18 protein-coding genes are annotated in these 23,759 nt (G+C 66.4%); 14 read left to right on the top strand and 4 right to left on the bottom strand.

Translation table 11 applies throughout. The annotated features are described in order from the left end of the window. The gene (gene msrB / locus IFT63_RS11775; RefSeq protein ID WP_192084302.1) at nucleotides 1-558 is read right to left on the bottom strand and encodes a peptide-methionine (R)-S-oxide reductase MsrB; all 558 of its coding nucleotides are present in this window, start codon (nucleotides 556-558) and stop codon (nucleotides 1-3) included. A gap of 140 nt (nucleotides 559-698) precedes the next feature. Here msrB and IFT63_RS11780 point away from each other — a divergent pair, with 140 nt between their 5' ends. Both IFT63_RS11780 and IFT63_RS11785 read left to right on the top strand, forming a co-directional pair. Further along, nucleotides 699-1,421 carry a response regulator transcription factor gene (locus IFT63_RS11780; RefSeq protein WP_042614932.1) on the top strand — a complete coding sequence of 241 codons (723 nt, stop codon included), beginning with the start codon at nucleotides 699-701 and terminating at the stop codon, nucleotides 1,419-1,421. Next, nucleotides 1,418-2,884, top strand: coding sequence for a HAMP domain-containing sensor histidine kinase (locus IFT63_RS11785; protein WP_192084303.1), 1,467 nt, complete (start codon nucleotides 1,418-1,420; stop codon nucleotides 2,882-2,884). The genes IFT63_RS11780 and IFT63_RS11785 overlap by 4 nt, the downstream gene beginning before the upstream one ends. Nucleotides 2,885-3,096: 212 nt before the next feature. Here IFT63_RS11785 and queD read toward each other — a convergent pair whose 3' ends face one another. Continuing rightward, nucleotides 3,097-3,462, bottom strand: coding sequence for a 6-carboxytetrahydropterin synthase QueD (gene queD / locus IFT63_RS11790; RefSeq protein ID WP_042614954.1), 366 nt, complete (start codon nucleotides 3,460-3,462; stop codon nucleotides 3,097-3,099). A 179-nt stretch (nucleotides 3,463-3,641) separates the two neighbouring features. Here queD and IFT63_RS11795 point away from each other — a divergent pair, with 179 nt between their 5' ends. The 5 genes from IFT63_RS11795 to IFT63_RS11815 all read left to right on the top strand — a co-directional run bounded on the left by IFT63_RS11795 (nucleotide 3,642) and on the right by IFT63_RS11815 (nucleotide 13,753). Next, nucleotides 3,642-6,287, top strand: a complete 2,646-nt coding sequence (locus tag IFT63_RS11795; RefSeq protein ID WP_192084304.1) for a TonB-dependent receptor — start codon at nucleotides 3,642-3,644, stop codon at nucleotides 6,285-6,287. Between the two features lie 98 nt (nucleotides 6,288-6,385). After that, on the top strand, nucleotides 6,386-8,980 hold the full coding sequence (locus tag IFT63_RS11800; RefSeq protein WP_192084305.1) for a M14 family zinc carboxypeptidase: 2,595 nt from the start codon (nucleotides 6,386-6,388) through the stop codon (nucleotides 8,978-8,980). A gap of 655 nt (nucleotides 8,981-9,635) precedes the next feature. Continuing rightward, complete coding sequence (locus tag IFT63_RS11805) at nucleotides 9,636-10,430, top strand: DUF4198 domain-containing protein (RefSeq protein WP_192084306.1); 795 nt, start codon at nucleotides 9,636-9,638, stop codon at nucleotides 10,428-10,430. A gap of 23 nt (nucleotides 10,431-10,453) precedes the next feature. Continuing rightward, nucleotides 10,454-11,281: an EF-hand domain-containing protein gene (locus IFT63_RS11810; protein ID WP_192084307.1), complete on the top strand. Its 828-nt coding sequence runs from the start codon at nucleotides 10,454-10,456 to the stop codon at nucleotides 11,279-11,281. 162 nt (nucleotides 11,282-11,443) lie between these two features. Beyond that, nucleotides 11,444-13,753 (top strand): TonB-dependent hemoglobin/transferrin/lactoferrin family receptor, encoded by a 2,310-nt coding sequence (locus tag IFT63_RS11815; protein WP_192084308.1) that lies wholly within the window; start codon nucleotides 11,444-11,446, stop codon nucleotides 13,751-13,753. A gap of 160 nt (nucleotides 13,754-13,913) precedes the next feature. On the opposite strand, the gene IFT63_RS11820 is transcribed toward IFT63_RS11815, so the two are convergent. Next, the gene (locus IFT63_RS11820) at nucleotides 13,914-15,314 is read right to left on the bottom strand and encodes a DEAD/DEAH box helicase (RefSeq protein WP_192084309.1); all 1,401 of its coding nucleotides are present in this window, start codon (nucleotides 15,312-15,314) and stop codon (nucleotides 13,914-13,916) included. A gap of 610 nt (nucleotides 15,315-15,924) precedes the next feature. On the opposite strand from IFT63_RS11820, the gene IFT63_RS11825 reads away from it, so the two are divergent. Both IFT63_RS11825 and maiA read left to right on the top strand, forming a co-directional pair. After that, nucleotides 15,925-16,914: a fumarylacetoacetate hydrolase family protein gene (locus IFT63_RS11825; RefSeq protein ID WP_192084310.1), complete on the top strand. Its 990-nt coding sequence runs from the start codon at nucleotides 15,925-15,927 to the stop codon at nucleotides 16,912-16,914. Further along, nucleotides 16,911-17,597 (top strand): maleylacetoacetate isomerase, encoded by a 687-nt coding sequence (maiA, locus tag IFT63_RS11830; protein WP_342450493.1) that lies wholly within the window; start codon nucleotides 16,911-16,913, stop codon nucleotides 17,595-17,597. The genes IFT63_RS11825 and maiA overlap by 4 nt, the downstream gene beginning before the upstream one ends. A gap of 80 nt (nucleotides 17,598-17,677) precedes the next feature. On the opposite strand, the gene IFT63_RS11835 is transcribed toward maiA, so the two are convergent. Continuing rightward, nucleotides 17,678-18,805 carry a PilT/PilU family type 4a pilus ATPase gene (locus IFT63_RS11835; protein ID WP_191771347.1) on the bottom strand — a complete coding sequence of 376 codons (1,128 nt, stop codon included), beginning with the start codon at nucleotides 18,803-18,805 and terminating at the stop codon, nucleotides 17,678-17,680. A 125-nt stretch (nucleotides 18,806-18,930) separates the two neighbouring features. On the opposite strand from IFT63_RS11835, the gene IFT63_RS11840 reads away from it, so the two are divergent. From IFT63_RS11840 to IFT63_RS11860, 5 genes are all read left to right on the top strand, one after another. After that, entirely contained in the window at nucleotides 18,931-19,299 is a 369-nt protein-coding gene (locus IFT63_RS11840; protein ID WP_192084600.1) for a DUF4398 domain-containing protein, read from the top strand. After that, nucleotides 19,299-20,183 (top strand): hypothetical protein, encoded by an 885-nt coding sequence (locus tag IFT63_RS11845; RefSeq protein WP_192084311.1) that lies wholly within the window; start codon nucleotides 19,299-19,301, stop codon nucleotides 20,181-20,183. Before IFT63_RS11840 ends, IFT63_RS11845 begins: the two co-directional genes overlap by 1 nt. 325 nt (nucleotides 20,184-20,508) lie before the next feature. Next, nucleotides 20,509-20,748 carry a YdcH family protein gene (locus tag IFT63_RS11850; protein ID WP_101100166.1) on the top strand — a complete coding sequence of 80 codons (240 nt, stop codon included), beginning with the start codon at nucleotides 20,509-20,511 and terminating at the stop codon, nucleotides 20,746-20,748. Nucleotides 20,749-21,036: 288 nt separating this feature from the next. Continuing rightward, nucleotides 21,037-22,407 carry a pyridoxal-phosphate dependent enzyme gene (locus IFT63_RS11855; protein WP_192084312.1) on the top strand — a complete coding sequence of 457 codons (1,371 nt, stop codon included), beginning with the start codon at nucleotides 21,037-21,039 and terminating at the stop codon, nucleotides 22,405-22,407. A gap of 125 nt (nucleotides 22,408-22,532) precedes the next feature. Next, the gene (locus tag IFT63_RS11860) at nucleotides 22,533-23,714 is read left to right on the top strand and encodes a cystathionine gamma-synthase (RefSeq protein WP_192084313.1); all 1,182 of its coding nucleotides are present in this window, start codon (nucleotides 22,533-22,535) and stop codon (nucleotides 23,712-23,714) included. Nucleotides 23,715-23,759 lie beyond the last annotated feature (45 nt).

Raw genomic sequence — 23,759 nt, forward strand, 5'->3', positions numbered from 1 at the left:
TCAGACCGGCACCCGCCAGGCGCTGCCGGCATCGGTGGCATCGGTGCTGGCGGCAGGCTCGAAGGTCAGCGCGGCACCGTTCATGCAGTAGCGCAGTCCGGTCGGACGCGGGCCATCATTGAAGACATGACCCAGGTGTCCGCCACAGCGGCGGCAGTGGATTTCCACGCGCACCATGCCGAACAGGGTGTCACGCTGTTCGCCGACGGCATCGTGCAGCGGCGCCCAGAAACTGGGCCATCCGGTGCCGCTTTCGAACTTGGTCGAAGAGGAAAACAACGGCAGCGCGCAGCCGGCACAGTGGAAGGTGCCGCGGCGCTTTTCGCGGTCCAGCGGGCTGCTGCCCGCACGCTCGGTCGCCTGCTGGCGCAGCACGGCATACTGCGCCGGGGTCAGCTGCTGCTTCCATTGGGCGTCGCTGCGCATGATCTCGAAACGGCGGGCAGGCGCGGCTTCGGCGGCGGCCGGCGCGGCACGGCTGCAGGCGCCGATGCCCAGCACGCTGGCGGCAGCGGCCATGCCCCCCAGGCCAAGCAGGTGACGTCGGGACAGTGACATGGCCATCTCCAGCAGGGACGATGGGGCCATGCTGCGCCCCGGCGGATCAACGAATCCTCACAGAGAGTTCAATTTTCCGTGATACATCCGGGTCGGCCTGCGCTGACAATGCCCTTACGCTTCCTGATTGCGCTACCTCCATGACTGACGCCCAGCGTGTCCTGATCGTCGAAGACGACGTCCATATCGCCGACCTGCTGCGCCTGCACCTTGCCGACGAGGGCTACACGGTGGTGCATGCCGCCAGCGGCGATGACGGCATGCGGCTGCTGGAACAGGACGGACCGTGGGATGCCCTGGTGCTGGACGTGATGCTGCCGGGCGTGGATGGCCTGCAGATCTGTCGCCGCGCACGGGCGATGGCGCGCTATGTGCCGATCATCATCATCAGTGCGCGCGGCAGCGAGACCCAGCGCATCGTCGGGCTGGAACTGGGCGCTGATGACTACCTGGCCAAACCCTTCTCCATGCCCGAGCTGGTGGCCCGCGTGCGCGCGTTGCTGCGGCGTGCCGAGGCGATGGCGCAGAGCGCGCGCCTGGACGCCGGGGCGATCGAGCTGGGCAGCCTGCGGCTGGATCCGCTGGCGCGCGTCGCGCTGCACGCCGGCAGGGAACTGGAGCTCACCCCGCGTGAGTTCGACCTGCTGTTGTTCTTCGCCCGCCATCCGGGGCAGGTGTTCGCACGCGCGGAGCTGCTGGACCAGGTGTGGGGCTATGGCCACGATGGCTACGAGCATACGGTCAACACCCACATCAACCGGCTGCGCAACAAGATCGAAGCCGACCCGGCCCACCCGAAGCAGATCCTCACGGTGTGGGGCCGCGGCTACAAGCTGGTCGGCGCCGCCGGAGGTGATGCATGAGGTTGCGCCTGCGGCTGTGGCAGAAACTGGCCGCGGTGTTCGCTGCGCTGCTGGTGCTGTGCAGCCTGGCGCTGCTGGGCATGCAGATGCGGATGGCGCTGCGGCATGAGCAGGAAGTGGTGCAGCGACTGTCGCTGGGGCTGGCCGGGCATATTGCCCAGCGCAGCGAGCTGATGGACCAGGCCGGGATGCGCGAGCCGGAAGTGCGCGCGCTGTTCGGCCAGCTGATGGCAGTCAATCCCAGCGTGGAGGTATACCTGCTCGATGACCAGGGCCGCGTGCTCGGCCACGATGCGCCGAGTGGCCACCTGCATCGCGGCCGGGTGGACGTAGCGCCGCTGCAGGCACTGCTGGCCGGCGCGCCGCTGCCGATCCTCGGCGATGATCCGCGCAGCGAACGCGGGCGCAAGGTCTTCAGCGTGGCCCCGCTGGTGGTGCAGGGCCGCGCGGCGGGTTACGTGTACGTGGTGCTGGTGGGCGAGCAGCGCCAGATGCTCGCCGACGACCTGGCCGCGAGCAGCCAGTGGCGGACCATGCTGTGGTCGGTGGCGCTGGTTGCGGTGCTGGGCATGCTGGCCGGACTGGTGGCGTTCTACTGGGTGACCCGCCCGCTGCGTGAGTTGACCCGGCGCATCCAGTCGTTCGACATCGATGCGCCCACCGACCTGCCTTCGCTGCCCGCCCTGCGCGAGGACGAGCGCGACGAACTGCTGATCCTGGAGCATGCCCACGCGCAGATGGCACACCGGCTGGGCGAGCAGTGGCAGCAGCTGCGGCAGCAGGACCTGCAGCGTCGCGAGATGGTGGCCAATATTTCGCATGACCTGCGCACGCCGCTGGCATCGCTGCATGGGTACTTGGAAACACTGGCGATGAAGGAGGCGACGTTGAGCGTGGACGAGCGTCGTCGCTATCTTTCAATCGCGCTTTCGCAGAGTGCCAAGGTCGGCGGGCTGGCACGCGCGCTGTTCGAGCTGGCGCGGTTGGAGCACGGGCAGGTGCAGCTGCAGTGGGAAGTGTTCGCCCTGCCGGAGTTGCTGCAGGACGTGCTGCAGAAATTCGAGTTGTCCGCCCAGGCGAAAGGCCAGCAGCTGGATGCCGAATTTCCGCAGGGACTGCCGCTGGTGCGTGCCGATGTCGGGCTGGTGGAGCGGGTGCTGACCAACCTGATCGACAACGCGCTGCGGCACACGCCGCAGGGGGGACACGTGCAGGTTGCGTTGGCGGCCGATGCGGACAACGTGTGGGTCACGGTCAGTGATGACGGTCCGGGCGTGGATGCGGGGGTGCGCGCCACCTTGTTCCAGGCGCCTGCAGCGCTCGGGCCGCGGCGTGGCGAGAACGGTGGACTCGGCCTGCTGATCGTGCAGCGCATCGTGCAGTTGCACGGGCGCGAGATCGCCCTGCTGGAGACCGCGCAGGGTGCGGCGTTCCGGTTCGGCCTGCCACGGGCACGGCCCTAGGCAAAAAAAAGGACCCGACAGAGGGAGGGATCTGTCGGGTCCTGCGACTGCACGGGGGGAGGGACCCATGCAGTGTCCTGGCGGTCTGCGGCTCCGGAATCCGGCGGTTCGCGACCTGTTGCAATGCAGCATACGCCTTTCGTGCTGCATTGCAACAGGGGCTGGGGAAATTTCAACCGCGATGCAAATCCCGTTCAGGATCAATCGCTTGCTCAGCGGTTGGCGGGGCCCCGATAGCGGCAGCCAGAGGTGCAGGTCTCGTGCACCGTGATTTCGCTCAGTTCCGGCAGCACCGGCTTCAGCTCCTGCCAGATCCACGTGGCGAGGTTCTCGCTGGTCGGATTTTCCAGGCCCGGAATGTCGTTGAGGTAGTGATGGTCCAGGCGGTCGTAGATCGGCTGGAACGCGGCTTTGACGTCGCCGAAATCCATGATCCAGCCGGTCTCCGCGCCGGGCTCGCCTTCCACCTTCAGTTCCACCCGGAACGAATGCCCGTGCAGGCGCGAGCACTTGTGGCCCGGGGGCACGTTCGGCAGCCGATGCGCTGCCTCGATCATGAAGACTTTGAAGATTTCCATGCCGCGATTGTAGCGGTCCGGGGACGACAAAGCCGTTGCATCCGCAACATCTTCCTTTTCATCGCGATGAAGAGATGGTAGCTTCTCTTATATCCGTATGAAGAGATGTTATTGGTCGCGATGCGGCCATTCATGGGCTACTGCGGAACTGTTACCACCACCCACCCCACGATTTCGACATGCCCCAGCACACCTTGCTCGTGGCGGCCCTTGCCGCCGCCCTGGCCGCGCCTTTGCCTGCCGCCGCCGAAACCTCCGCCGACACCACCGCCAGTGGCGATGCCAGCACCCTGGCCGCCGTGCGCGTCACCGGTTCCAACATCAAACGGACCGACACCGAAACCGCCAACCCGGTGCAGGTGATCGGCCGCGAACAGCTCGAAGCGACCGGCAAGGCCTCGGTCGCCGACGTGCTGCGCTCGATCTCCGCCAATACCGGAAACGCCGCCAACGAGACCTCCAACAGCGGCTGGGCCTCCGGTTCGGCTGGCATCGGCCTGCGCGGGTTGTCGCAGAAGAACACGCTGGTGCTGCTCAACGGCCGTCGGCTGGCGAATTACGGCTTCCCGGCCAATGGGCTGTCGGATACCTTCGTCAACCTCAATGCGCTGCCGCTGGTCGCGGTGGAACGCATCGAAGTGCTGAAGGACGGCGCGTCAGCGGTCTACGGTTCCGATGCGGTGGCCGGAGTGGTCAACATCATCACCCGACAGAACTACCAGGGCGCGGAGATCGGTGGCAGCGTCGGCACCGCCGACCAGGGCGGGCTGGACGAGACCAAGCTGAAGTTCGTCGGTGGCCTGGGCGACCTGGAGACCGATGGCTACAACATCCTGGTCAGCCTGGAAGCCTACAACCGCGATCGCCTGGACCAGGACGAGCGTGACCTGACGCGGTCCGGCATCTACAGCGACCAGCCCGGCGGCCGCTGGAACGGCTGGTCGGCCAAGGGCGCACGTTACCTGGTCAACGGCGTGTCGGTGCCGATGCTGGACGCCAACGGGCAGTGCCCGGACGGCACCACCCGCGTGGCCAGTGCGCCGATCGACGGCCTGGCCGGCGACACCTGTGGTTTCAACCAGGCGCCGTACACCACCTTGATACCGTCGACCAAGCGCTGGCAGGCCTACGCCAACGGCACCTTCCGCCTCAGCGACAACGTGGAAGCGTTCGGCGAAGTGCTGTACAGCGAGGTCAAGGGCGTGTCCTGGTTCGGCAGCAGTCCGTTCTTCACCCTGGAAAGCGGGCGCTTCGCGCTGAACGCCGATACCGGGCTGGCCGAGCCGGTGTCGTCCAACCTGCCGGCGAGCAACCCGTACAACCCGTATGGCCGTGCCATCCCGATCGAATACACCTTCTTCAACCTCGGCGGCACGATCAAGACCAACCGCTCGCAGTCCTACCGTGGCTTGGTCGGCCTGCGTGGCAGCAGCGAGCGCTGGGACTGGGAAGTGGGCGCCTTCGGTGCACGCAGCAGCGAGCGCGAGACGGTATCCGGGGGCTTCGCCAACCGCTGGGCGCTGGCCGATGCGCTGGTCACCGGCAGCTACAACCTGTTGGATCCGTCGGCGACCCCGCAGTCGGTGCTGGATGGCATCAACATCGCCACCCTGCGCCCGGCCGAGTCAAAATTGCAGGGCATCGATGCGAAGATTTCCGGCACGCTCGGCCATACCTGGGCCGGTGACATCGGCTTCGCCTCCGGCGTGGAATGGCGCCGCGAGAAGCTGGATTCCAACAACCCGTGGCAGATCGACGCCGGCCTGCAGGTGCGCCCGGCGATCGCCGAAGTGCACGGTGAGCGTACGGTCAGCGCCGCCTACGCCGAGGCCATCGTGCCGCTGGCCTCGAAGCTGGAACTGTCGGTGGCCGCGCGCGCGGATCATTACGATGACTTCGGCGATGCGTTCTCGCCCAAGCTGGGCCTGCGCTGGCAGCCGCTGGACTTCCTGCTGGTGCGTGCTGCCGCATCGAAGGGCTTCCGTGCGCCGTCGCTCTCCGAGAACTCGGACAGCACCAGCATTTCCTACGGCAGCGTGGTCGACCCGCGTGACCCGGACCTGCCCGGCTCGCGGCAGAACCCGACCTTCTTCACCGTTGGCAACACCGAGCTGAAGCCGGAACGTACCCGCAGCTACAACTTCGGCGTGGTGCTGTCGCCGTGGGCGAACACCAACCTGAGTGTCGATTACTACAAGATCGAACTGGAGAACCTGGTCGGCACCAACAACACCCAGACGCTGGTGACCAACGACGTGCCGGGCGCGGTGCAGCGCGATGAGCGCGGCAAGATACAGGCCGTGTACAACCGCTACCAGAACCTCAGCGACCTGAAGACCTCCGGCATCGACGTGGAGCTGCGCCAGCGCATACCGACCGAGCGCCTGGGCACCTTCAACCTGAGTTCGGCTTATACCCATGTGCGTGACTACCGCCGCCCGACCGTGATCGGAGGGCCGCTGGTCAACTACGCCGGCAGCAACCTGGGCGCCACGCTGCCGAAGAACAAGGCCACCACCACGCTGGACTGGAGCCATGGCGACGTGCGGACCGCGCTCACCTGGTACTACACCAGCGGCTACGACCAGAAGGCCAGCGCCACCGCGCAGGCGGTGCAGGACCGCGTTGACAGCTACAGCCAGTTCGATCTGTACGTGGGATACACCGGCTTCGAGCAGCTGACCCTGTACGCGAAGATCCAGAACCTGGGCGACGAAGCACCGCCGTACGACGCCTCGTTCCCGGGCATCCGCGCGCCGTACGACTTCAGCCAGTACGACCTGCGTGGTCGTTACTTCACGGTGGGCTTCGACTACCGCTTCTGATGCGCTCCGCGCGTGTCATCCGCTCTGCCGGCCGGCCACTGCACGTGGCTGGCTGGGCTGTACTGGCGCTGCAGCGCCATCATCCATGGGGAATCGTCGTGTCCTTCCATCGCAGTGTGTTGTTGTCCCTGTTCGCCGCCGCCGCCGCGGTCGCGCTACCCGCCGCGCCGGTGCAGGCGCAGAGCGCCTACTTCTTCCCGCAGGCCACGCACGCCGCGGATTTCGATCCGGCCATTCCCACACCGCAGCAGTTCCTCGGCTACGAGGTCGGCAGCCGTTACACCCGGCATGACCAACTGGTGGCCTATTTCAAAGAGCTGGCCCGGTTGTCGGACAAGATCACGGTGCAGGAGATTGGCCGCAGCTACGAAGGCCGTCCGCTGCTGATCGCCACGCTGACCGGTGCGCAGAACCACGCGCGGCTGGAATCGATCCGCCAGCAGCACGCCACCCTGGTGGACCCGGCGCAGCCGCGCAGCGCCGCCGGTGACAGTCCGGTGGTGGTGTGGCTGGGCTACAGCGTGCACGGCAACGAGACCTCCAGCGGCGAGGCGGCGATGCTCACTGCGTACTACCTGGTGGCCAACCGCGGCGCCGAAACCCAGCAGTGGCTGCAGAATGCAGTGGTGCTGTTCGACCCGGCGCAGAATCCGGATGGACGCGACCGCGCGGCGAACTGGCACAACGCGTATGCCTCCAGCCCGGCCTCGCCTGATCCGGCTGACAAGGAGCACGTGGAGCCGTTCCCGCAGGGCCGCACCAACCACTATTTCACCGATCTCAACCGCGATTGGCTGGCGCTGACCCAGCAGGACAGCCGGCCGAAGATCGAGGTGTTCCACCAGTGGTATCCGAACGTCCAGATCGATTTCCACGAGATGGGCAAGGACAGCACGTATTACTTCGAGCCGTCGCCGAAGAGCATGCACAGCCCGCTGCTGCCGGCGTCGTCGTACGAGTTCAACAAGACCCTGGCCAAGTACCACGCCGCTTCGCTGGATGCGCTGGGTTCGCTGTACTACACCGGTGAAAACTATGACAACTTCTCGCCGGTGTATGGCTCCACCTACCCGGATTTCCATGGCGCGGTCGGGGTGACGGTCGAACAGGCGAGCTCGCGCGGACGGGTGCAGGAGTCGGTCAACGGTCCGTTGACGTTCCCGTTCACCATCCGCAACCAGGTGGCGACCGGGCTGGGCACCGTGCGTGGTGCGGTGACCGAACGCGAAGGCCTGCTGTCGCTGCAGAAATCCTTCTTCCAGTCGGCATTGAAGCAGGCCGGCCAGCAGCCGTTGAAGAGCTTCGTGTTCGGCGACGCGCATGATCCGGCGCTGACCCGCAAGCTGCTGGAACTGCTGCTGCTGCATCGGATCGAGGTGCATGCACTGGCGTCGGCGGTGACCGTGGATGGACGCCGTTTCGAACCGGGCAGTGCCTACGTGGTGCCGGCGGTGCAGCCGCAGTTCCGGCTGGTGCATTCGATCTTCGCCGACACGCCGCAGATCAAGGGCGATGTGTTCTACGGCAGCACCTCCTACGCGATCGCGCCGGCCTACGGCGTGGCCTTCGCGGCCAGCAAGAGCCGCATCGGCGAGGGCGCACGGGTGACTGCGGTGGCCGACGCGCACGGTGGCGTGCAGGGCGGACAGGCCGGCTATGCGTACGTGATCGACTGGCGCGACTACAACGCCGGCCGCGCGCTGTATGCACTGCAGGCCAAGGGCCTGTCGACGCGCGCCGCGTTCCAGGCGTTCACTGCCGGCACGTCGGCCGGCGAGGTGGACTTCGCCCCGGGCAGCATCGTGGTGCCGGTCGCCGGCCAGCCGCTGCAGGGCGCGTCGCTGCTGGAGGCGGTGCAGGCGGCGGCCAAGGACAGCGGCGTGCAGGCCTACGCATTGGCCAGCGGCCAGAGCCGCGGTGGCATCGACCTGGGCAGCGACAGCGTCAAGGCGCTGCGCAGGCCGGCCGTGGCGCTGGTGATGGGCGAGGGCGTGAACGCGACCGAGATCGGCTCGGCGTGGTTCCTGCTGGACCAGCAGCTGCAGCTGCCGGCGAGCAAGATCGACCCTTCGCAGCTGGGCAAGGTCCCGCTGGACCGCTACACCTCCATCGTGCTGTCCGGTGGCAAGTACGAGGGCGTGGATGAAGCGGCGGTCGGCGCGCTGAAGCGCTGGATCCAGGCCGGTGGATCGTTGGTGACCTACGGCACCGCATCGCGCTGGGCGATCGAGAAAAAGCTGGCGGATGGCGAGAACCTGGGCGCGGACGAAGTGACCGCCGATGCCTCACGTAAAGCCTTCGGCGACCAGCGCGACATCGCGGCCATCGAGCGGGTGAGTGGCAACATCCTGAGCGCGGACATCGATACCAGCCATCCGCTGGGCTTCGGCACGCCGCGCCGGCAGTTGGCGGTGAACAAGGAAAACGCGGTCGTGCTGCAGCCCAGCGCCAATCCGTTCTCCACGGTGGTGCGGGTGGACGAGCAGGTGCGCGTGAATGGCTATCTGTCCGAGCGCAATCGCGCGCGGGTGAGCGGTTCGGCGTGGTTGCTGGTGTCGCCGCAGGGGCAGGGCAATGTGGTGCTGTTTGCCGATGATCCAGCGCACCGCAAATACTGGCATGGGACGGACCGGTTGCTGGTCAATGCGTTGTTCTTCGGCAATCTGTTGAATCCTGCGAAGCCGCGGGGGTAAGGGGTGGGTTTGCCGGGCTTGCAGCCCGGCGGCCCGCTTTGAAGCAAAGGCAAAAGCCTGCAGGGCTATGTGTTGCTGGGGCGGGGTGGCTGTGCAGGACACGCCGCAAGTACGTCCTTGTAGGCTCGCTTTTCGCATCCATGCGAAAAGACGGTCCTGCACAGCCACCCCGCCCCACCTTCGGCAGGTCCATGGCGGCCATGGAACCTGCGGTAGCGCCGACCCATGGTCGGCGGATGGTGTCAGGTGAACTGATAAAGAGCCGCCGACCATGGGTATGCCGGTCGTCCTGACCGGCACCCTGCGGGCCGTCGCAAGCGACGTTGGAAGCGGCTCCTGCCGCTGCCTTCGGCGCTACCGCTTTTCATTTTTTTATACGCGGCCGGTGGCCACCGGAACCTGTCAGGGCGCCGGGTGGGTGGGCCATGCAGGACCGTCTGTTCGCATGGATGCGAACAGCGAGCCTCCATGGACGGATTCACGGCGTGTCCTGCATGGCCCACCCACCCGGCGCCAACCCAGCAACCCGCTCCTGACCCACCCGCCGCGAGGGGCCCCGCCGCTCGCAGCATCAAAATCGTATTGCGAATCATTCGCAATAGGCATAGAGTGTGCGCCGCCGGACTGGGGCCGGTGCCTTCCACTCGAGATGCCGATGAAAACCTGCCTGCTGGCCGGCCTGTTACTGGTCGCCACCGTGATGCCTGCCCATGCGCATACGCCGTACCTGGCGCCTGCGACGTTCCAGATCCAGCCCACCAGCCTGGTGACCTTGGATGCCAGCTTCGCCGAAGCCTTCTTCGTGCCCGAAGTGGTGTTCGACAACAGCACCTTTGCTGTGACCGATCCGGATGGCATGCAGCACGCGCCGGATACCGTGCACCTGCTCAAGACCCGCGCCGTGGTGGAACAGCGCCTGCCGGGCAAGAAGGGCACCTATCGCTTCAGCACCGGCAACCGCCTGGGTGCGGTGTTCCGCACCTTTGAAGTCAACGGCAAGGTGGAAAGCAGCCGCGATCCGTCCAAGCCGCTGCCGGCGGGGGCGAAGATCGTCTCGCATTACCAGAGCCTGTCGCGTTCGGAGGTGTACCTGACCGCCGGCGCGCCGACCACCGCAGCGCTCGCACCGTATGGCAAGGGCCTGGAGCTGGTGCCCGTAACCCACCCCAGCGATCTGTACGTCGGCGAGCACTTCCAGTTCGAAGTGCGCTACGACGGCAAGCCGCTGCCAGCGCAGAAGGTCGAGATCAACCGCGCGCTCGGCGATGGACAGGCGCAGCCGGCACCGATCGAGCTGACCACCGATGCCGCCGGCAAGGCCAGCCTGCCGCTGCAGCATGCCGGCGCCTACCTGGCGCTGATCCGCTACCGCGGCGCGGCACCCGAAGGCGCGGCCGCGCCGCAGTACGGCAACAACTACACGCTCAGCTTCCGCGTGTTGGAACCGTAACCCTCCTTCCAAGGCCCACCCGAATGAACAAGAGCGTGATCTTCCTGGCCCTGCTGGCCGCAACCAGCAGCGCTGTTGCACAGGCGCCCCAGACCGGCGCGAAGGCACCGTCCTCCGCTGCCGCCGACTTCCTTGAACAGTTCGATCCGCAGGACACCGGCGCGGTCAGCTGGGCGCAGTTCGAGGCCTTCCGGCGCGCCCGTTACGCCGCCACCGACCGCAACGGCGATGGCAGCGTCGACAAGCAGGAGTACATCGACGAGTACCTGCAGCGCTTCGACGAGCGCCTGGCCAAGGCCCGCGAAGGCCACCTGCGGCAGACCGATACACGCTTCAAGGCGCTGGACCGCAACAACGACGGACGCATCAGCCGCGACGAGTTCGACGCGGCCGGCGAACGCACCTGGGCCGGTTACGAGAAGAGCCAGGAAGCCACCCGTGAGAGTGCTGCGGCGAGCAATCGTGATCCGCTGAAGATACCGACGTCGCACACCGCCAACGGCATGCTGGAACTGTACGACCGCAACAGCGACGGCGTGGTCGACCGGGCCGAATTCGATGCCGCGCGTACCGCGACCTTCGCCGCCACCGATGCCAACGGCGATGGCCAGCTGGAGCTGGCCGAGTACACCGCCGAGTTTGCCGGTCGCCTGGATGCGCAGCGCGCCAAGGTGCGCGAGGCTGGCGGTCGCCAGGCAGGTGTGCGCTTCGGTGCGCTGGACACCGACAAGGACGGGCAGATGACCTTCGCCGAGTACCAGGTGTCGGGCAAGCGCCTGTTCGAGCGCGCCGATACCAACGGCGACCGCATCGTCGATGCGCGCGACCCGGAACCGGTCGCCACACCCTGATCCAACCCGGTGCCGGCATGCCGCCGGCACCACGGCGCCGCGACCACGCCTCGCGCGCGCGGAACACGAACTTCCACGACCTCCCAGCCCGCACCGGCGTCCAGCGCGCCGACAGCCAGGAACGGCGTACGTCCAGCCCTTTCTTCCTGCGGAGCTTTCCCCATGAACCTGTCCCTGTCCCTGCTCTCGCTGGCGGTGCTCGCCAGCCTGTCCGCGATGCCCGCCGCGCATGCCGATGCGCCGGCAGACGCCGGTACCCTCGATACCGTGCGCGTGGAAGCCGAGCGCGCGAAGAAAAGCACGTCGCGCAACCAGAACGTCACCGTCCTCAGCGCTGCCGACCTGGACGCGGAAATGGCCAACAACATGGAAGAGGCGATCCGCTACATTCCCGGGGTCAGCGTGGTCGACATGGGCCGCTTCGGTGACAACGGCTTCAACATCCGTGGCCTGGAAAGCGATCGCGTGGCGATCACCGTCGACGGGCTGAGCCTGGGCGAATCGGTTGAAACCGCGCGTTCCTACGAGTTCTTCCGCGGTGGCCGTGGCGACGTGGACATCGACACACTGAAGAGCCTGCAGGTGATCAAGGGCGCCGACTCCATCACCGCCGGCAGCGGGGCGCTGGGCGGCGCGGTGGTGTTCACCACCAAGGATCCCGGCGACTACCTGAAGGCGGCGGGCAACGACACGCACGTCGGCATGAAGTTCGGCTACAGCGGTTCCAACGATGAAACGATGGGCACGCTGACCTTCGCCAACCGCAGCGGCATCGCCGAATCGATGCTGGTCTACACCCGCCGCGAAGGCCATGAGTCGGAGAGTTGGTACGACACCACGGTGGACCGCATCGGCGTTGGCCGGCGGACCCCGGATCCGGTGGACAGCACCCGCGACAACCTGCTGGGCAAGCTGGACCTGCAGCTGGACGAGCGCAACACGCTGGGCTTCATGGTCGAGCGCGGCCGCGCCCGCAATGAAGTGGACAACCTGTCGCGGGTCTATTCGCCAGGCTACCTGGAGCGCCGTGGTGACGACCGCAACGACCGTGACCGCTATGGCATGCGCTGGCAGTACCGCCCGCAGAATGCGCTGTTCGACAGCATGGAAGCGCAGCTGGACCACCAGGTCACCGAGAGCCGTGGGCTGACCACCATCCTCGCCGGCAGTGGCTGCCCGGGCCGCACCGTGCCCTGCCTGCGCAGCGAGAACCGCTCCACCGAACAGACCCTGGACCGTGCAGCGCTGGATTTCAGCAAGGTGCTGGACAACGCCGGCGCGCGCCATGACATCGTCTACGGCCTGGCCTGGCAGACCCGCGACGTCGACTTCACCGCCGTGGATACGCGCTGGAACGCGGCCGGCGACATCGCCACCGTGGAGCAGGATCCCCGCCAGGTGCCGAAGACCGATGCGCGCAACTGGAACCTGTACCTGCGTGACAGCATCACCCTGATGGAGGAGCGTCTGGTGCTCAGTGGCGGCGCACGCTATGACCGCTATGACTACTCGCCGACAGTGGACGCGACCTTCGTCGATCCGACCGGCAGCGTGCGCGACCTGCGGTTCTCCGCGCCCAGTTGGCAGCTCGGTGCCGAGTTCCGCTTCCTGCCCGATCATGCCGTGTGGGCCCAGGTCGGGCGCGGTTTCCGCGCGCCGAGCGTGGCCGATCTGTACTCACCGACCGGCAGCACGCTTGCCTTCGATGCCATCACCGGTGCCCAGGTGCAGTTCGATACGTCGTTGTCCAATCCAGAGCTGGATGCGGAAAAGAGCCTCAACGTGGAGCTCGGCTACCGCTGGAGTACCGACCGTGGCCAGCTGGGTTTCTCGCTGTTCCGCGACCGCTACAGCAACTTCATCGAGACGGTGACCACCGCCCAGGCCTACGCGAACGGGTACCGCACTACCGCGACCGCGCCGATCCAGTACAGCTACAACGCCAGCATGCCGATGAACGCCGGCAAGGTCACGGTGAAGGGGGCCGAGCTGGAGGGGCGCTGGCAGTTCAGCGATGCGTGGTCATCGCGCATTGCCGCCGCTTACAGCGAAGGCGAGAAGGCCAATGGCGATCCGCTGGAAAGCATCGTGCCGGCCAGCGTGGTGGTCGGTCTGCGCTACGCGCCGTCGCCGGCCTGGAATGTCACCGCCAACCTGACCCATGCGTGGGGCAAGAGTGCCGATGATGCCTACACCACGCTGGCCGACGGCACGCGCGAAATGCCGGACTGGGTTGGCAAGGCCGATGGCCATACCGTGCTGGACCTGGTGGGCAGCTGGAACGTCACCGACCAGTTGCGGCTCAGTGCCGGCGTCTACAACCTGACCGATCGTGAGTACTACCTGTGGCAGCGCGTGCGCGGTATCTACGAAGGCACCAATACGCTGTACGGCTACGTCAACGAGCAGGGCATCGGGCGGTACAGCGAACCGGGCCGCAACGCGCGCGTGACCGTGGCCTACAGCTTCTGACTGCATGTGCGGTAGGGCCGAGCCATGCTCGGCGGACGCGGAAAATCGGTAGCGCCGAGCCATGCTCGGCGGACGCAAACGAAAAAGGGACGAAGCTCGCGCTCCGTCCCTTTTTCAATCAGGCACGACGACCCAGGTCGTCACCCGCGCAGGGCGCGGATCAGACCGCGCGGCTGCTGCTGCCCTGGCTGCGGCCGGCGCCACCACGGCGCTGGCCCTGGCCCTGCGCAGCACGCGCCTGGCCGGCACCACCGCCGCCTTCGCGACGACCACCGCCGGCCTTCTTCGGGCCTGCATGGGCGTGACGCGGCGCATCGCCATGCGGACGACGGGCATGCGAGGTCTTGCGCACGCCACGGTCACCCATATCGCTGTCAGCCTTGCCCGGGGCGCTGTTGCCCCAGCGGATCGGCACCTGCAGCTCGAAGCCCGGCACGTCGCGGATGTCCATGTCGCGGCCGAGCAGGCGCACGATCTGGCGCAGCAGCTTCACTTCATCCTGGGCAACCAGCGAAATCGCTTCACCGGTGGCACCGTTGCGGCCGGTACGGCCGATGCGGTGCACGTAGTCTTCGGCGACCATCGGCAGGTCGAAGTTGATCACCTTCGGCAGCTCGTTGATGTCGATGCCGCGCGCGGCGATATCGGTGGCCACCAGCACGGTCACGCGGCCGGCCTTGAAATCAGCCAGTGCGCGCAGGCGCTGGCCCTGGCTCTTGTTGCCGTGGATCGCGGCGGTCTTGATGCCGGACTTGTCCAGGAACGCGGCCAGCTTGTCGCTGCCGTGCTTGGTGCGGGCGAAGACCAGGGTCTGCTCGCGGCTGTCCTGGGCGAGCAGGTGCAGCAGCAGGTCGCGTTTGCGACCGCCATCGACCGGGTGCACGCGGTGGGTGATCAGTTCGGCGACGGTGTTCTTCGGCGTGACCTGGATCTGCTCCGGGTTGCGCATGAACTCCATCGCCAGCTGCTTGATGCTCTCTTCGAACGTCGCCGAGAACAGCAGGGTCTGGCGGTTCTGCTTGGGCAGCTTGGCCAGGATGCGCTTGATCGACGGCAGGAAGCCCATGTCGAGCATGCGATCGGCTTCGTCCAGCACCAGCACTTCAATGCCGGACAGGTCGATGCTGCGACGCTCGATATGATCGATCAGGCGGCCCGGGCAGGCCACCAGCAGGTCCACGCCACGGCGCAGGATGTCCAGCTGGTTGCCCATGCCGACGCCGCCGTAGATGCAGGCACTCGGGATGCGCAGGTACTTGCTGTAGCCGCGCAGGCTGTCATGCACCTGGGTGGCCAGTTCGCGGGTCGGGGTCAGGATGAGGGCGCGCGGCTTGCGCGGGCCGCCGTTGGACACTTCCTGCGAATTGGTGGCCAGGTGCTGCAGCAGCGGCAGGCCGAAGGCGGCGGTCTTGCCGGTACCGGTCTGTGCGCCGGCCAGCAGGTCGCGGCCGGCCAGGGCGAGCGGGATGGCCTGCTCCTGGATGGCGGTGGGGGTTTCATAGCCCTGCTCGGAAAGCGCACGCAGCAGGAAGGGCGCAAGGCCCAGGGATTCAAAAGACATTCGAGAAAGCTCCAAAAACAGAGAACGCCTGGCCGAATGGCCAAGCGGGGGCAGATCGATGAGATCGGCTGACTCGGAGCGTTCCCGTGAACCGCGCTGCGAGAAATTGGGTGCAGCCGGCGCGGAGAGCGCAGGCTGGAATGCGTGACGAACGGCGCCGGAGTGGGGGCGGGCGAGGGGTCGGGTGACCTGGCTCGCCGGCGATCCCGGAGGGAAACGGACGACCGCTGCAGACCGGCGAAGTCTAACCGAAGAACGAGATCCCGCGCAAAGGTGCGTGTTCAGCAAGAGCCGGATCCGGGTGGCGGGCCGGGCGGGGAGGCTGTGCGGGGGACGGCAGAAGCCGCATCCTGCGGGCCTCATTTCGCGCCATCCATGGCGCTCAACGCCCCCGCACAGCCTCCCCGCCCGGCCCCGCTGACAGGTTCCGTGGCGCCTGGGAGCGGGTAGCGCCGAGCCATGCTCGGCGGGAGGGTAGGGGCGCGCGGGGAGGTCTCCGATCATCGGCATGCGCGGCATACACTCCTTGCCATGCGGCGGCGCAGCTTTCCGGCGTCGCGGGGGTTTGATTACACTTGAAACTTGTTTGCCACCTCAGCCGGATGTGCCCATGAAGCTTGGTTCTTTGAAGGAAGGCGGCCGCGACGGCACCTTGATCGTCGTTTCGCGTGACCTGCAGCGCGGGGTGCGCGCCACGGGCATCGCCGCGACGTTGCAGGCGGCGCTGGAAGACTGGGCGCGCAGCGCGCCGCGGTTGCAGGCGTTGTCCGATTCGCTGAATGCCGGCGATGCCGATGGGGTGTTCGACATCGATATGCAGGCGCTGGCCTCGCCGCTGCCGCGTGCGTATGAATTCCTGGATGGCAGCGCCTACCTGCCGCACGTGGCGCGGGTACGCCGGGCACGCGGCGCGGAGGTGCCCGACAGCTTCTATACCGATCCGCTGATGTACCAGGCGACCAGCGCCGGTTTTTATGGTCCGCGCGATGCGGTGAAGGTGGTCAGCGAAGACCACGGCATCGATCTGGAAGCGGAGATCGTCGTGGTCACCGATGACGTGCCGATGGCCGTCAGCCCGGAACAGGCGGCCACGCACATCCAGCTGATCGGGCTGGTCAACGACGTATCACTGCGCAACCTGATCCCGGGCGAGCTGGCCAAGGGCTTCGGTTTCCTGCAGTCCAAGCCGCGCTCGGCGCTGTCGCCGGTGTTCGTGACCCCCGATGAGCTCGGCGATGCCTGGCGTGACAGCAAGCTGCATCTGCCGCTGGTGACCCACATCAACGGCGCGTGGTTCGGCGCGCCGGAAGCCGGCGTGGACATGCAGTTCAACTTCGGCCAGTTGGTGGCACACGCGGCGAAGACCCGTCCACTCGGCGCGGGCACCCTCGTCGGTTCGGGCACCATCGCCAACGAGGACACCAGCAAGGGCGCGTCGTGTTTTGCCGAGCTGCGCACGGTGGAAACGCTGCGCGACGGCAAGCCGAGCACGCCGTTCATGTCCTTCGGCGACGTGGTGCGCATCGAGATGCTGGACGCCAACGGGGCCAGTATCTTCGGTGCCATCGAACAGCGCATCGAGCAGGCCGCCACGCCGTGAGCGGCGCATCGGCGCCTGCTGCGGGCGGGCAGGGCGAGATCGTCCTGCATACCTATTGGCGTTCCAGCGCGGCCTACCGCGTGCGCATCGGACTGAACCTGAAAGGCCTGGCCTGGCAGGGCCACGCGGTGCACCTGGTGCGCGGGGGCGGTGAGCAGCATCGGGACAGCTATCACCGGTTGAATCCGCAGGAGCTGGTGCCGACGCTGCAGCATCGTGGGCTGGCGCTGACCCAGTCGATGGCGATCCTGGAATACCTGGACGAGGTGTTCGCTGACACCCCGTTGCTGCCGGCCGACCCGGCCGGGCGCGCACGGGTGCGTGCCCTGGCCCAGCTGGTGGCCTGCGATATCCACCCGCTCAACAACCTGCGGGTGATGCAGTACCTGGAGGGGCCGTTGCAACTGCCCCCGGATGCGCGCACGCAGTGGACCCTGCACTGGATGGCCGAAGGGCTGTCGGCGATGGAGACGATGCTGGCCGCCAGCCCGGACACCGGCACGTTCTGCCACGGTGACCGGCCCGGCTTGGCCGATGCCTGCCTGGTCCCCCAGCTGTACAACGCGCATCGCTTCGGACTCGACCTGACCGGTTACCCGATCCTCCGCCGTATCGAAGCGGCCTGCCTGGCGCTGCCCGCCTTCGACACCGCCCGCCCCGAAAACCAGCCCGACGCCGCCTGACGAAAAAGGGGACGGAGGGGATTAAGTCGTTTTCGACCCGACACGGTCGAAAACGACTTAATCCCCTCCGTCCCCTTTTTTCAGAAACCGTGCGAGATGCTGGGCTGGCCGGCGGAGAAGTCCGCGTAGGGATCGTGCTCGCCGCTGCTGCCTTCGGACAGTCGGAACTTCAGTGCCAGGCCGTCGCGTGAATCGGCCGCGCGCAGCGCTTCTTCGATGTCGACGATGCCGTCCTTGACCATCCGGAACAGGCACTGGTCAAAGCTTTCCATGCCTTCTTCCAGCGAAGCTTCCATCGCGGCCTTGATCTCGTGCACCTGGCCGCGGCGCAGCAGGTCGCGGATCATCGGCGTGTTGATCAGCACTTCGGTCGCCGGCAGGCGGCGGCCATCGTGGCCCTTCACCAGACGCTGGCTGATGACGCCGCGCAGGTTCAACGACAGGTTCATCAGCACGTTGCGATGCGCGCTTTCCGGGAAGAAGTTCAGGATGCGCTCGATCGTCTGGTCGGCGTTGTTGGAGTGCAGGGTGGCCAGGCACAGGTGCCCGGTTTCGGCGAAGGCGATTGCGGCCTCCATCGTTTCCGCATCCAGGATTTCGCCGATCAGGATCACGTCCGGCGCTTCACGCATCGCGTTCTTCAGCGCGTTGTGGAAGGCGTGGGTGTCCAGCCCGACTTCGCGCTGGTTGACGATCGACATCTTGTGCTTGTGCAGGTACTCGATCGGGTCCTCGATGGTGAGGATGTGCCCGGTCGTAGTGCTGTTGCGGTGGTCGATCATCGACGCCAGCGAGGTCGACTTGCCCGAGCCGGTGGACCCCACCACCAGCACCAGGCCACGCGGGGTCATGATGACGTCCTTCAGCACCTGCGGCAGGTTCAGCTCTTCGATGCTGGGGATCCGGCTGCGGATGGCGCGGATGACCATGCCGACTTCGCCGCGCTGCTTGAACACGTTCACGCGGAAGCGCCCGGTGTCGGCCAGGGCGATCGCCATGTTGAGCTCCAGGTCGCGTTCGAACTGGGGCACCTGGCCTTCGTCCATCAGCGAATAGGCGATCTTCTTGACCATGCCCGGCGGCAGGCCGGTGTTGCCCAGCGGGTAAAGCTTGCCTTCAATCTTGATGTAGACCGGCGCGCCGGTCGTCAAAAACATGTCCGAAGCGTTCTTTTCGGTCATCAGCTTCAGGAAGTAGCCGATATCCATCGCGTTTTTCCCCAAAAACGAGTCGCCGACGGCTCAAGTTGCAAGCATGGCGTCGGCATGACGACAATGGCCGTGCACAACAACCGGCACGGCCTCCCCAAATGAATCAACGTAGCTTCGCACAAATGCGCCATGGCCTGTATGTGATGGCGTTGGCATTCGCACTCTCCGCCCCCACTGCGGCTTTCGCCCAGGACGGCGCGCTTGAGTTGTCCCAGGCCCGCCAGGCGGTGGACCGCGCCACCCAGGCAGATGCCGACCAGTACGCGCCGGACCTGATCGGCATGGCCCGGCAAGGGCTGCAGCAGGCCCAGCGCGCCGCAGACGACCGCCGCGAGCGCAAGAACGCGCCGGCCATGGCGCTGCGCGCTGCCGCTGATGCCGACCTGGCCCGCGCACGCAGCGAGGAAGCCACCGCGACCTCGCAGCTGCAGCTGCGCCGCAATGAAGTCAACCAGCTGCAGCGCCAGCTCGAAACCGGGGAAAACCGCTGATGCGTGCACGTTCGATCTATCTCGCTGCCGGTCTTCTGGCCCTGCCGCTGCTGGCCGTCGCCGCCGATGACCCGATGGTGATGCAGCTCAACCAGCGCCTGATGGCGATCTCGGCCAATCCGGACACGGCCAACCTGGGCGCCTTTGAACGGATGCAGGCGCAGCAGGCGATCAGCACCTTCAGCAACGCCAAGCGCCGCGACCAGGAGCTGACCCGCTACCTGGCCGAGCGCCGGGTGGAGATCGCCGAGACCGCCGTGCGCGCCGCCCTGGCCCAGCGTGAAGTGGACCAGCTGGAGCGCACCCGCAGCGATCTGCTGATCGAGGCCAGCCGTCGCGAGGCGGCGCGCGCGCGCCAGGAGGCCGAGCGCCTGCGCGTGCAGGCACAGATCCAGGCTGAAGAGTCCGAGCGCCTGCGCCTGGCTGCCGAAAGCGAAGCGCTGGCCCGCCAGGACGCCGAAAATGCCCTGACCAGCGTGGCCGGCAAGCAGCAGCAGCGCCTCAGCGCCGCACAGCAGAACGCCGCCAAGCTGGCCCGCGAAGAGGCCGAACTGGTCTCCGGGCAGAAGCTGCCGGCCAGCAAATTCGACAGCCGCGGTGAGGTGTTCACCCTGACCGGTGATGCCTATGCCAATGGCCAGGCCGCCCTGTCCAACGCGGCAAAGAACCAAGCGAAGGCACTCGGCGAGTACCTGAACATCGGTCGCAAGGGGCGGGTGCGGATCGAGGCCTATGACAGCGCCAACGGCGTGGGCCAGCGACGTGCCGAGGCGCTGCGCGACGCACTGGTCGCTGCAGGTGTCGCCAGCAACCGCATCCAGGTCGCCGGCAAGAAGGCGGCGTCCACGCGCGCCCGTTCGGCAGAGGTGATCGTTTCACCTTAAAGTATTGTTTTCGTTAATAAATGGGCGTCCGGTCTCACTTGCCTGAACCCCTCGTCGCCGCAAGAGGGTTTTTTGTCGCATGGGGCTTGTAGCCCCCCTCGGGCAAGCGTAGGGTCAATCGTCCGGGACGCATTCCGCGCACCGGACGATGGGAGGGCCGGGCCGATGCAATCTGGGCACGAACCGAAGCAGGCAATCATCCACGGGCCAGTGTGGAATGCCGGACGGAACGCCGCCCTGCGCGCGGACCGCGCCCTTCTTTTCCCGACAGACGCCCCGTGCCGCCAGGCCGGGGCGTTCGTGTTTCTGCTGAAGGAGGTACATCATGTTTGAAGATCAGTCCCAGAGCGAGATCGAGGCCCGCCGCGCGCGCGATCCGGAGTTCCGGACCCTGCATGACGAACACCGGAAGTTGAATCGCCAGTGCATGGATGCCGAGCTCGGCGTGTTCGCCGTGAGTGATGTCACCCTGGGCCGGATGAAGCGGGAAAAGCTGCTGGCCAAGCAACGTCTCCTGCGCATGCTCGAGACCGCCCCGCAATCGCAATCCTCCCCCTCGCATTGACCCATCCACGCCCCGTCGGGCGTTCCGGCCGATGATGGCCGTCCTGCTGGCGAGCCGCTGAGCCCGCCACCGCCCGGGCACCGCCGATCGTGGTGCCCGGGCTGTTTCGCCCCCCGTGTTCCCTGTCGCGGGCGGCGTGGACCTCCTCGTCGGTCCATGTCGTCCGCGCCACTTGGCTTCGGCGTACATGCCTACCCGCCGGCAGGCCTGCAAGGCCTACCATCTTCACGCCCATACAGCGGATAATCCAATGTCCGGCCCTGCGCGGCGCGAATCGAAGTCCCCCGAATGCCCATCCATGCTTCCGTCCTCGACCTCATTGGCCAGACCCCCATCGTCAAGGCCCAGCGCCTGGACACCGGTGTCTGCGAGCTGTTCCTGAAGCTCGAAAGCGCCAACCCGGGCGGATCGATCAAGGACCGTATCGGCCTGTCGATGATCGAGGCGGCGGAAAAGCGCGGCGACCTCAAGCCCGGCGCCACACTGGTGGAAGGCACGGCGGGCAATACCGGCCTGGGGCTGGCGCTGGTGGCCCAGCAGAAGGGCTACAAGCTGGTGCTCGTGGTTCCCGACAAGATGAGCCGGGAAAAAATCTTCAACCTGAAGGCGATGGGCGCCGAAGTGCGGCTGACCCGTTCGGACGTGGCCAAGGGCCATCCGGAGTACTACCAGGACCTGGCCAAGACCATCGCCGACCAGATCCCGGGCGCCTACTTCATCAACCAGTTCGGCAACCCGGACAATCCGGCGGCGCACGAGTTCGGCACCGGCCCGGAAATCCTGGAGCAGATGGGCGGCGACCTGGACGCGATCGTGTTCGGCTGCGGCAGCTCGGGCACCATGACCGGCCTGTCCCGCGCGTTCTCCACGCTTTCGCCGAAGACCGAACTGGTGCTGGCCGATCCGGTCGGCTCGATCCTGGCCGAGTACATCAACGACGGCGTACTGAATGACAAGTCCGGCAGCTGGCTGGTGGAAGGCATCGGCGAGGACTTCCTGCCGTCGATTTCCGACTTCAGCCGGGTCAAGAAGGCGTATGCCATCACCGACGCCGAGAGCTTCCATACCGCCCGCGAACTGCTGGGCAAGGAAGGCATTTTGGGCGGCTCGTCCACCGGTACCCTGCTGGCGGCGGCGCTGAAGTACTGCAAGGAACAGACCACGCCGAAGCGGGTGCTGGTGCTGGTCTGCGACACCGGCAACAAGTATCTGTCCAAGATGTACAACGACTACTGGATGCTGGACAACGGCTTCCTGGAGCGCCCGCAGCACGGCGATCTGCGCGACCTGATCCTGCGTCCGTATGGCCAACGGGACACCGTGGTGATCGGCCCGAACGACCTGCTGACCACCGCCTACCAGCGCATGAAGCTGTATGACGTGTCCCAGCTGCCGGTCGTCGATGGCGACACGCTGGTCGGCATCGTCGATGAAAGCGACGTGCTGCTGCACGTCTACGGCGATGAATCGCGCTTCCGCGACACCGTGTCCACCGCGATGGTCAGCAAGCTGGACCGGCTGGACGTGAAGTCGCCGATCGAAGCGCTGTTGCCGGTGTTCGACCGCGGCCAGGTGGCGATCATCATGGACGGCGATACGTTCCTGGGCCTGATCACCCGGATCGATCTGCTGAACTACCTGCGCCGTCGCGTTCAGTAAGGCGGCGTTCGCAGATTTTACGCACTGAATCCGTGTTTATCCGCGTCAAAGGTCGTTAAGGCCGCGCTGATAGACTCCCGAACCTTCAACGGCGACCACTTGGGCGCCCAGCAGGAAACCCTTATATGTCTGACTCCTCAAAGCCGGCCCACGAGCGCGCGCTTTCCCTGGCCACGCTGGCCATCCACGGCGGCCAATCGCCCGATCCCAGCACCGGCGCGGTGATGCCGCCGATCTACGCCACGTCCACCTATGCGCAGAGCAGCCCGGGCGAGCACCAGGGCTTCGAATACTCGCGCACCCACAACCCGACGCGCTTCGCCTACGAGCGCTGTGTCGCCTCGCTGGAAGGCGGCTCGCGTGGCTTCGCATTCGCCTCGGGCATGGCCGCCACCTCCACGGTGATGGAGCTGCTGGACGCCGGCAGCCACGTGGTGGCGATGGATGACATCTACGGCGGCACCTTCCGCCTGTTCGAGCGCGTGCGTCGCCGCACCGCCGGCCTGGATTTCAGCTTCGTCGACCTGACCGACCTGGCCGCGTTCGAAGCGGCGATCACCCCGGCCACGAAGATGGTCTGGATTGAAACGCCGACCAACCCGATGCTGAAGATCGTCGACATCGCCGCGGTCGCCGCGATCGCGAAGAAGCACGGCCTGGTCATTGTGGTCGACAACACCTTCGCCTCGCCGATGCTGCAGCGCCCGCTGGAACTCGGCGCGGACCTGGTGCTGCATTCGGCGACCAAGTACCTCAACGGCCATTCGGACATGGTCGGCGGCATGGTGGTGGTCGGTGACAACGTGGGATTGGCCGAGCAGATGGCCTTCCTGCAGAACTCCATCGGTGGCGTGCAGGGACCGTTCGACAGCTTCCTGGCGCTGCGTGGGCTGAAGACGCTGCCGCTGCGCATGAAGGCGCACTGCGCCAATGCGATGGCGCTGGCGCAGTGGCTTGAAACCCAGCCTTCGGTGGAGAAGGTGATCTATCCCGGGTTGAAGAGCCATCCGCAGCATGAGCTGGCCACGCGCCAGATGAACGGCTACGGCGGCATCGTGTCGATCGTGCTGAAGGGCGGGTTCGAGGCGGCGAAGGTGTTCTGCGAGCGGACGGAGCTGTTTACGTTGGCCGAGTCGCTGGGCGGGGTGGAGAGCCTGGTCAACCATCCGGCGGTGATGACGCATGCTTCGATTCCGGTTGAGCGGCGGGAGAAGCTTGGGATCAGTGCGGGGCTGGTGCGGTTGAGTGTCGGGGTTGAGGAGTTGGGGGATCTTATGGTGGATCTTGAGAGGGCGCTTTCGGGCTGACTGCTCTCGTTCAGTTGAAACCACGTATCTCGCCCTCCGTTTGGG

The organism is Stenotrophomonas sp. CFBP 13724, assembly GCF_014841975.1.
Classification (GTDB): Bacteria; Pseudomonadota; Gammaproteobacteria; order Xanthomonadales; family Xanthomonadaceae; genus Stenotrophomonas; species Stenotrophomonas lacuserhaii.

What these genes read in the sequence shown, in the direction of transcription:
- msrB (WP_192084302.1), bottom strand. Translation starts at nt 558, where the DNA reads ATGTCACTGTCCCGACGTCACCTGCTTGGCCTGGGGGGCATGGCCGCT.
- IFT63_RS11780 (WP_042614932.1), top strand. Translation starts at nt 699, where the DNA reads ATGACTGACGCCCAGCGTGTCCTGATCGTCGAAGACGACGTCCATATC.
- IFT63_RS11845 (WP_192084311.1), top strand. Translation starts at nt 19,299, where the DNA reads ATGCGTGCACGTTCGATCTATCTCGCTGCCGGTCTTCTGGCCCTGCCG.
- IFT63_RS11795 (WP_192084304.1), top strand. Translation starts at nt 3,642, where the DNA reads ATGCCCCAGCACACCTTGCTCGTGGCGGCCCTTGCCGCCGCCCTGGCC.
- IFT63_RS11825 (WP_192084310.1), top strand. Translation starts at nt 15,925, where the DNA reads ATGAAGCTTGGTTCTTTGAAGGAAGGCGGCCGCGACGGCACCTTGATC.
- queD (WP_042614954.1), bottom strand. Translation starts at nt 3,462, where the DNA reads ATGGAAATCTTCAAAGTCTTCATGATCGAGGCAGCGCATCGGCTGCCG.
- IFT63_RS11805 (WP_192084306.1), top strand. Translation starts at nt 9,636, where the DNA reads ATGAAAACCTGCCTGCTGGCCGGCCTGTTACTGGTCGCCACCGTGATG.
- IFT63_RS11810 (WP_192084307.1), top strand. Translation starts at nt 10,454, where the DNA reads ATGAACAAGAGCGTGATCTTCCTGGCCCTGCTGGCCGCAACCAGCAGC.
- IFT63_RS11820 (WP_192084309.1), bottom strand. Translation starts at nt 15,314, where the DNA reads ATGTCTTTTGAATCCCTGGGCCTTGCGCCCTTCCTGCTGCGTGCGCTT.
- IFT63_RS11860 (WP_192084313.1), top strand. Translation starts at nt 22,533, where the DNA reads ATGTCTGACTCCTCAAAGCCGGCCCACGAGCGCGCGCTTTCCCTGGCC.
- IFT63_RS11835 (WP_191771347.1), bottom strand. Translation starts at nt 18,805, where the DNA reads ATGGATATCGGCTACTTCCTGAAGCTGATGACCGAAAAGAACGCTTCG.
- IFT63_RS11855 (WP_192084312.1), top strand. Translation starts at nt 21,037, where the DNA reads ATGCCCATCCATGCTTCCGTCCTCGACCTCATTGGCCAGACCCCCATC.
- IFT63_RS11840 (WP_192084600.1), top strand. Translation starts at nt 18,931, where the DNA reads ATGCGCCATGGCCTGTATGTGATGGCGTTGGCATTCGCACTCTCCGCC.
- IFT63_RS11815 (WP_192084308.1), top strand. Translation starts at nt 11,444, where the DNA reads ATGAACCTGTCCCTGTCCCTGCTCTCGCTGGCGGTGCTCGCCAGCCTG.
- IFT63_RS11785 (WP_192084303.1), top strand. Translation starts at nt 1,418, where the DNA reads ATGAGGTTGCGCCTGCGGCTGTGGCAGAAACTGGCCGCGGTGTTCGCT.
- IFT63_RS11850 (WP_101100166.1), top strand. Translation starts at nt 20,509, where the DNA reads ATGTTTGAAGATCAGTCCCAGAGCGAGATCGAGGCCCGCCGCGCGCGC.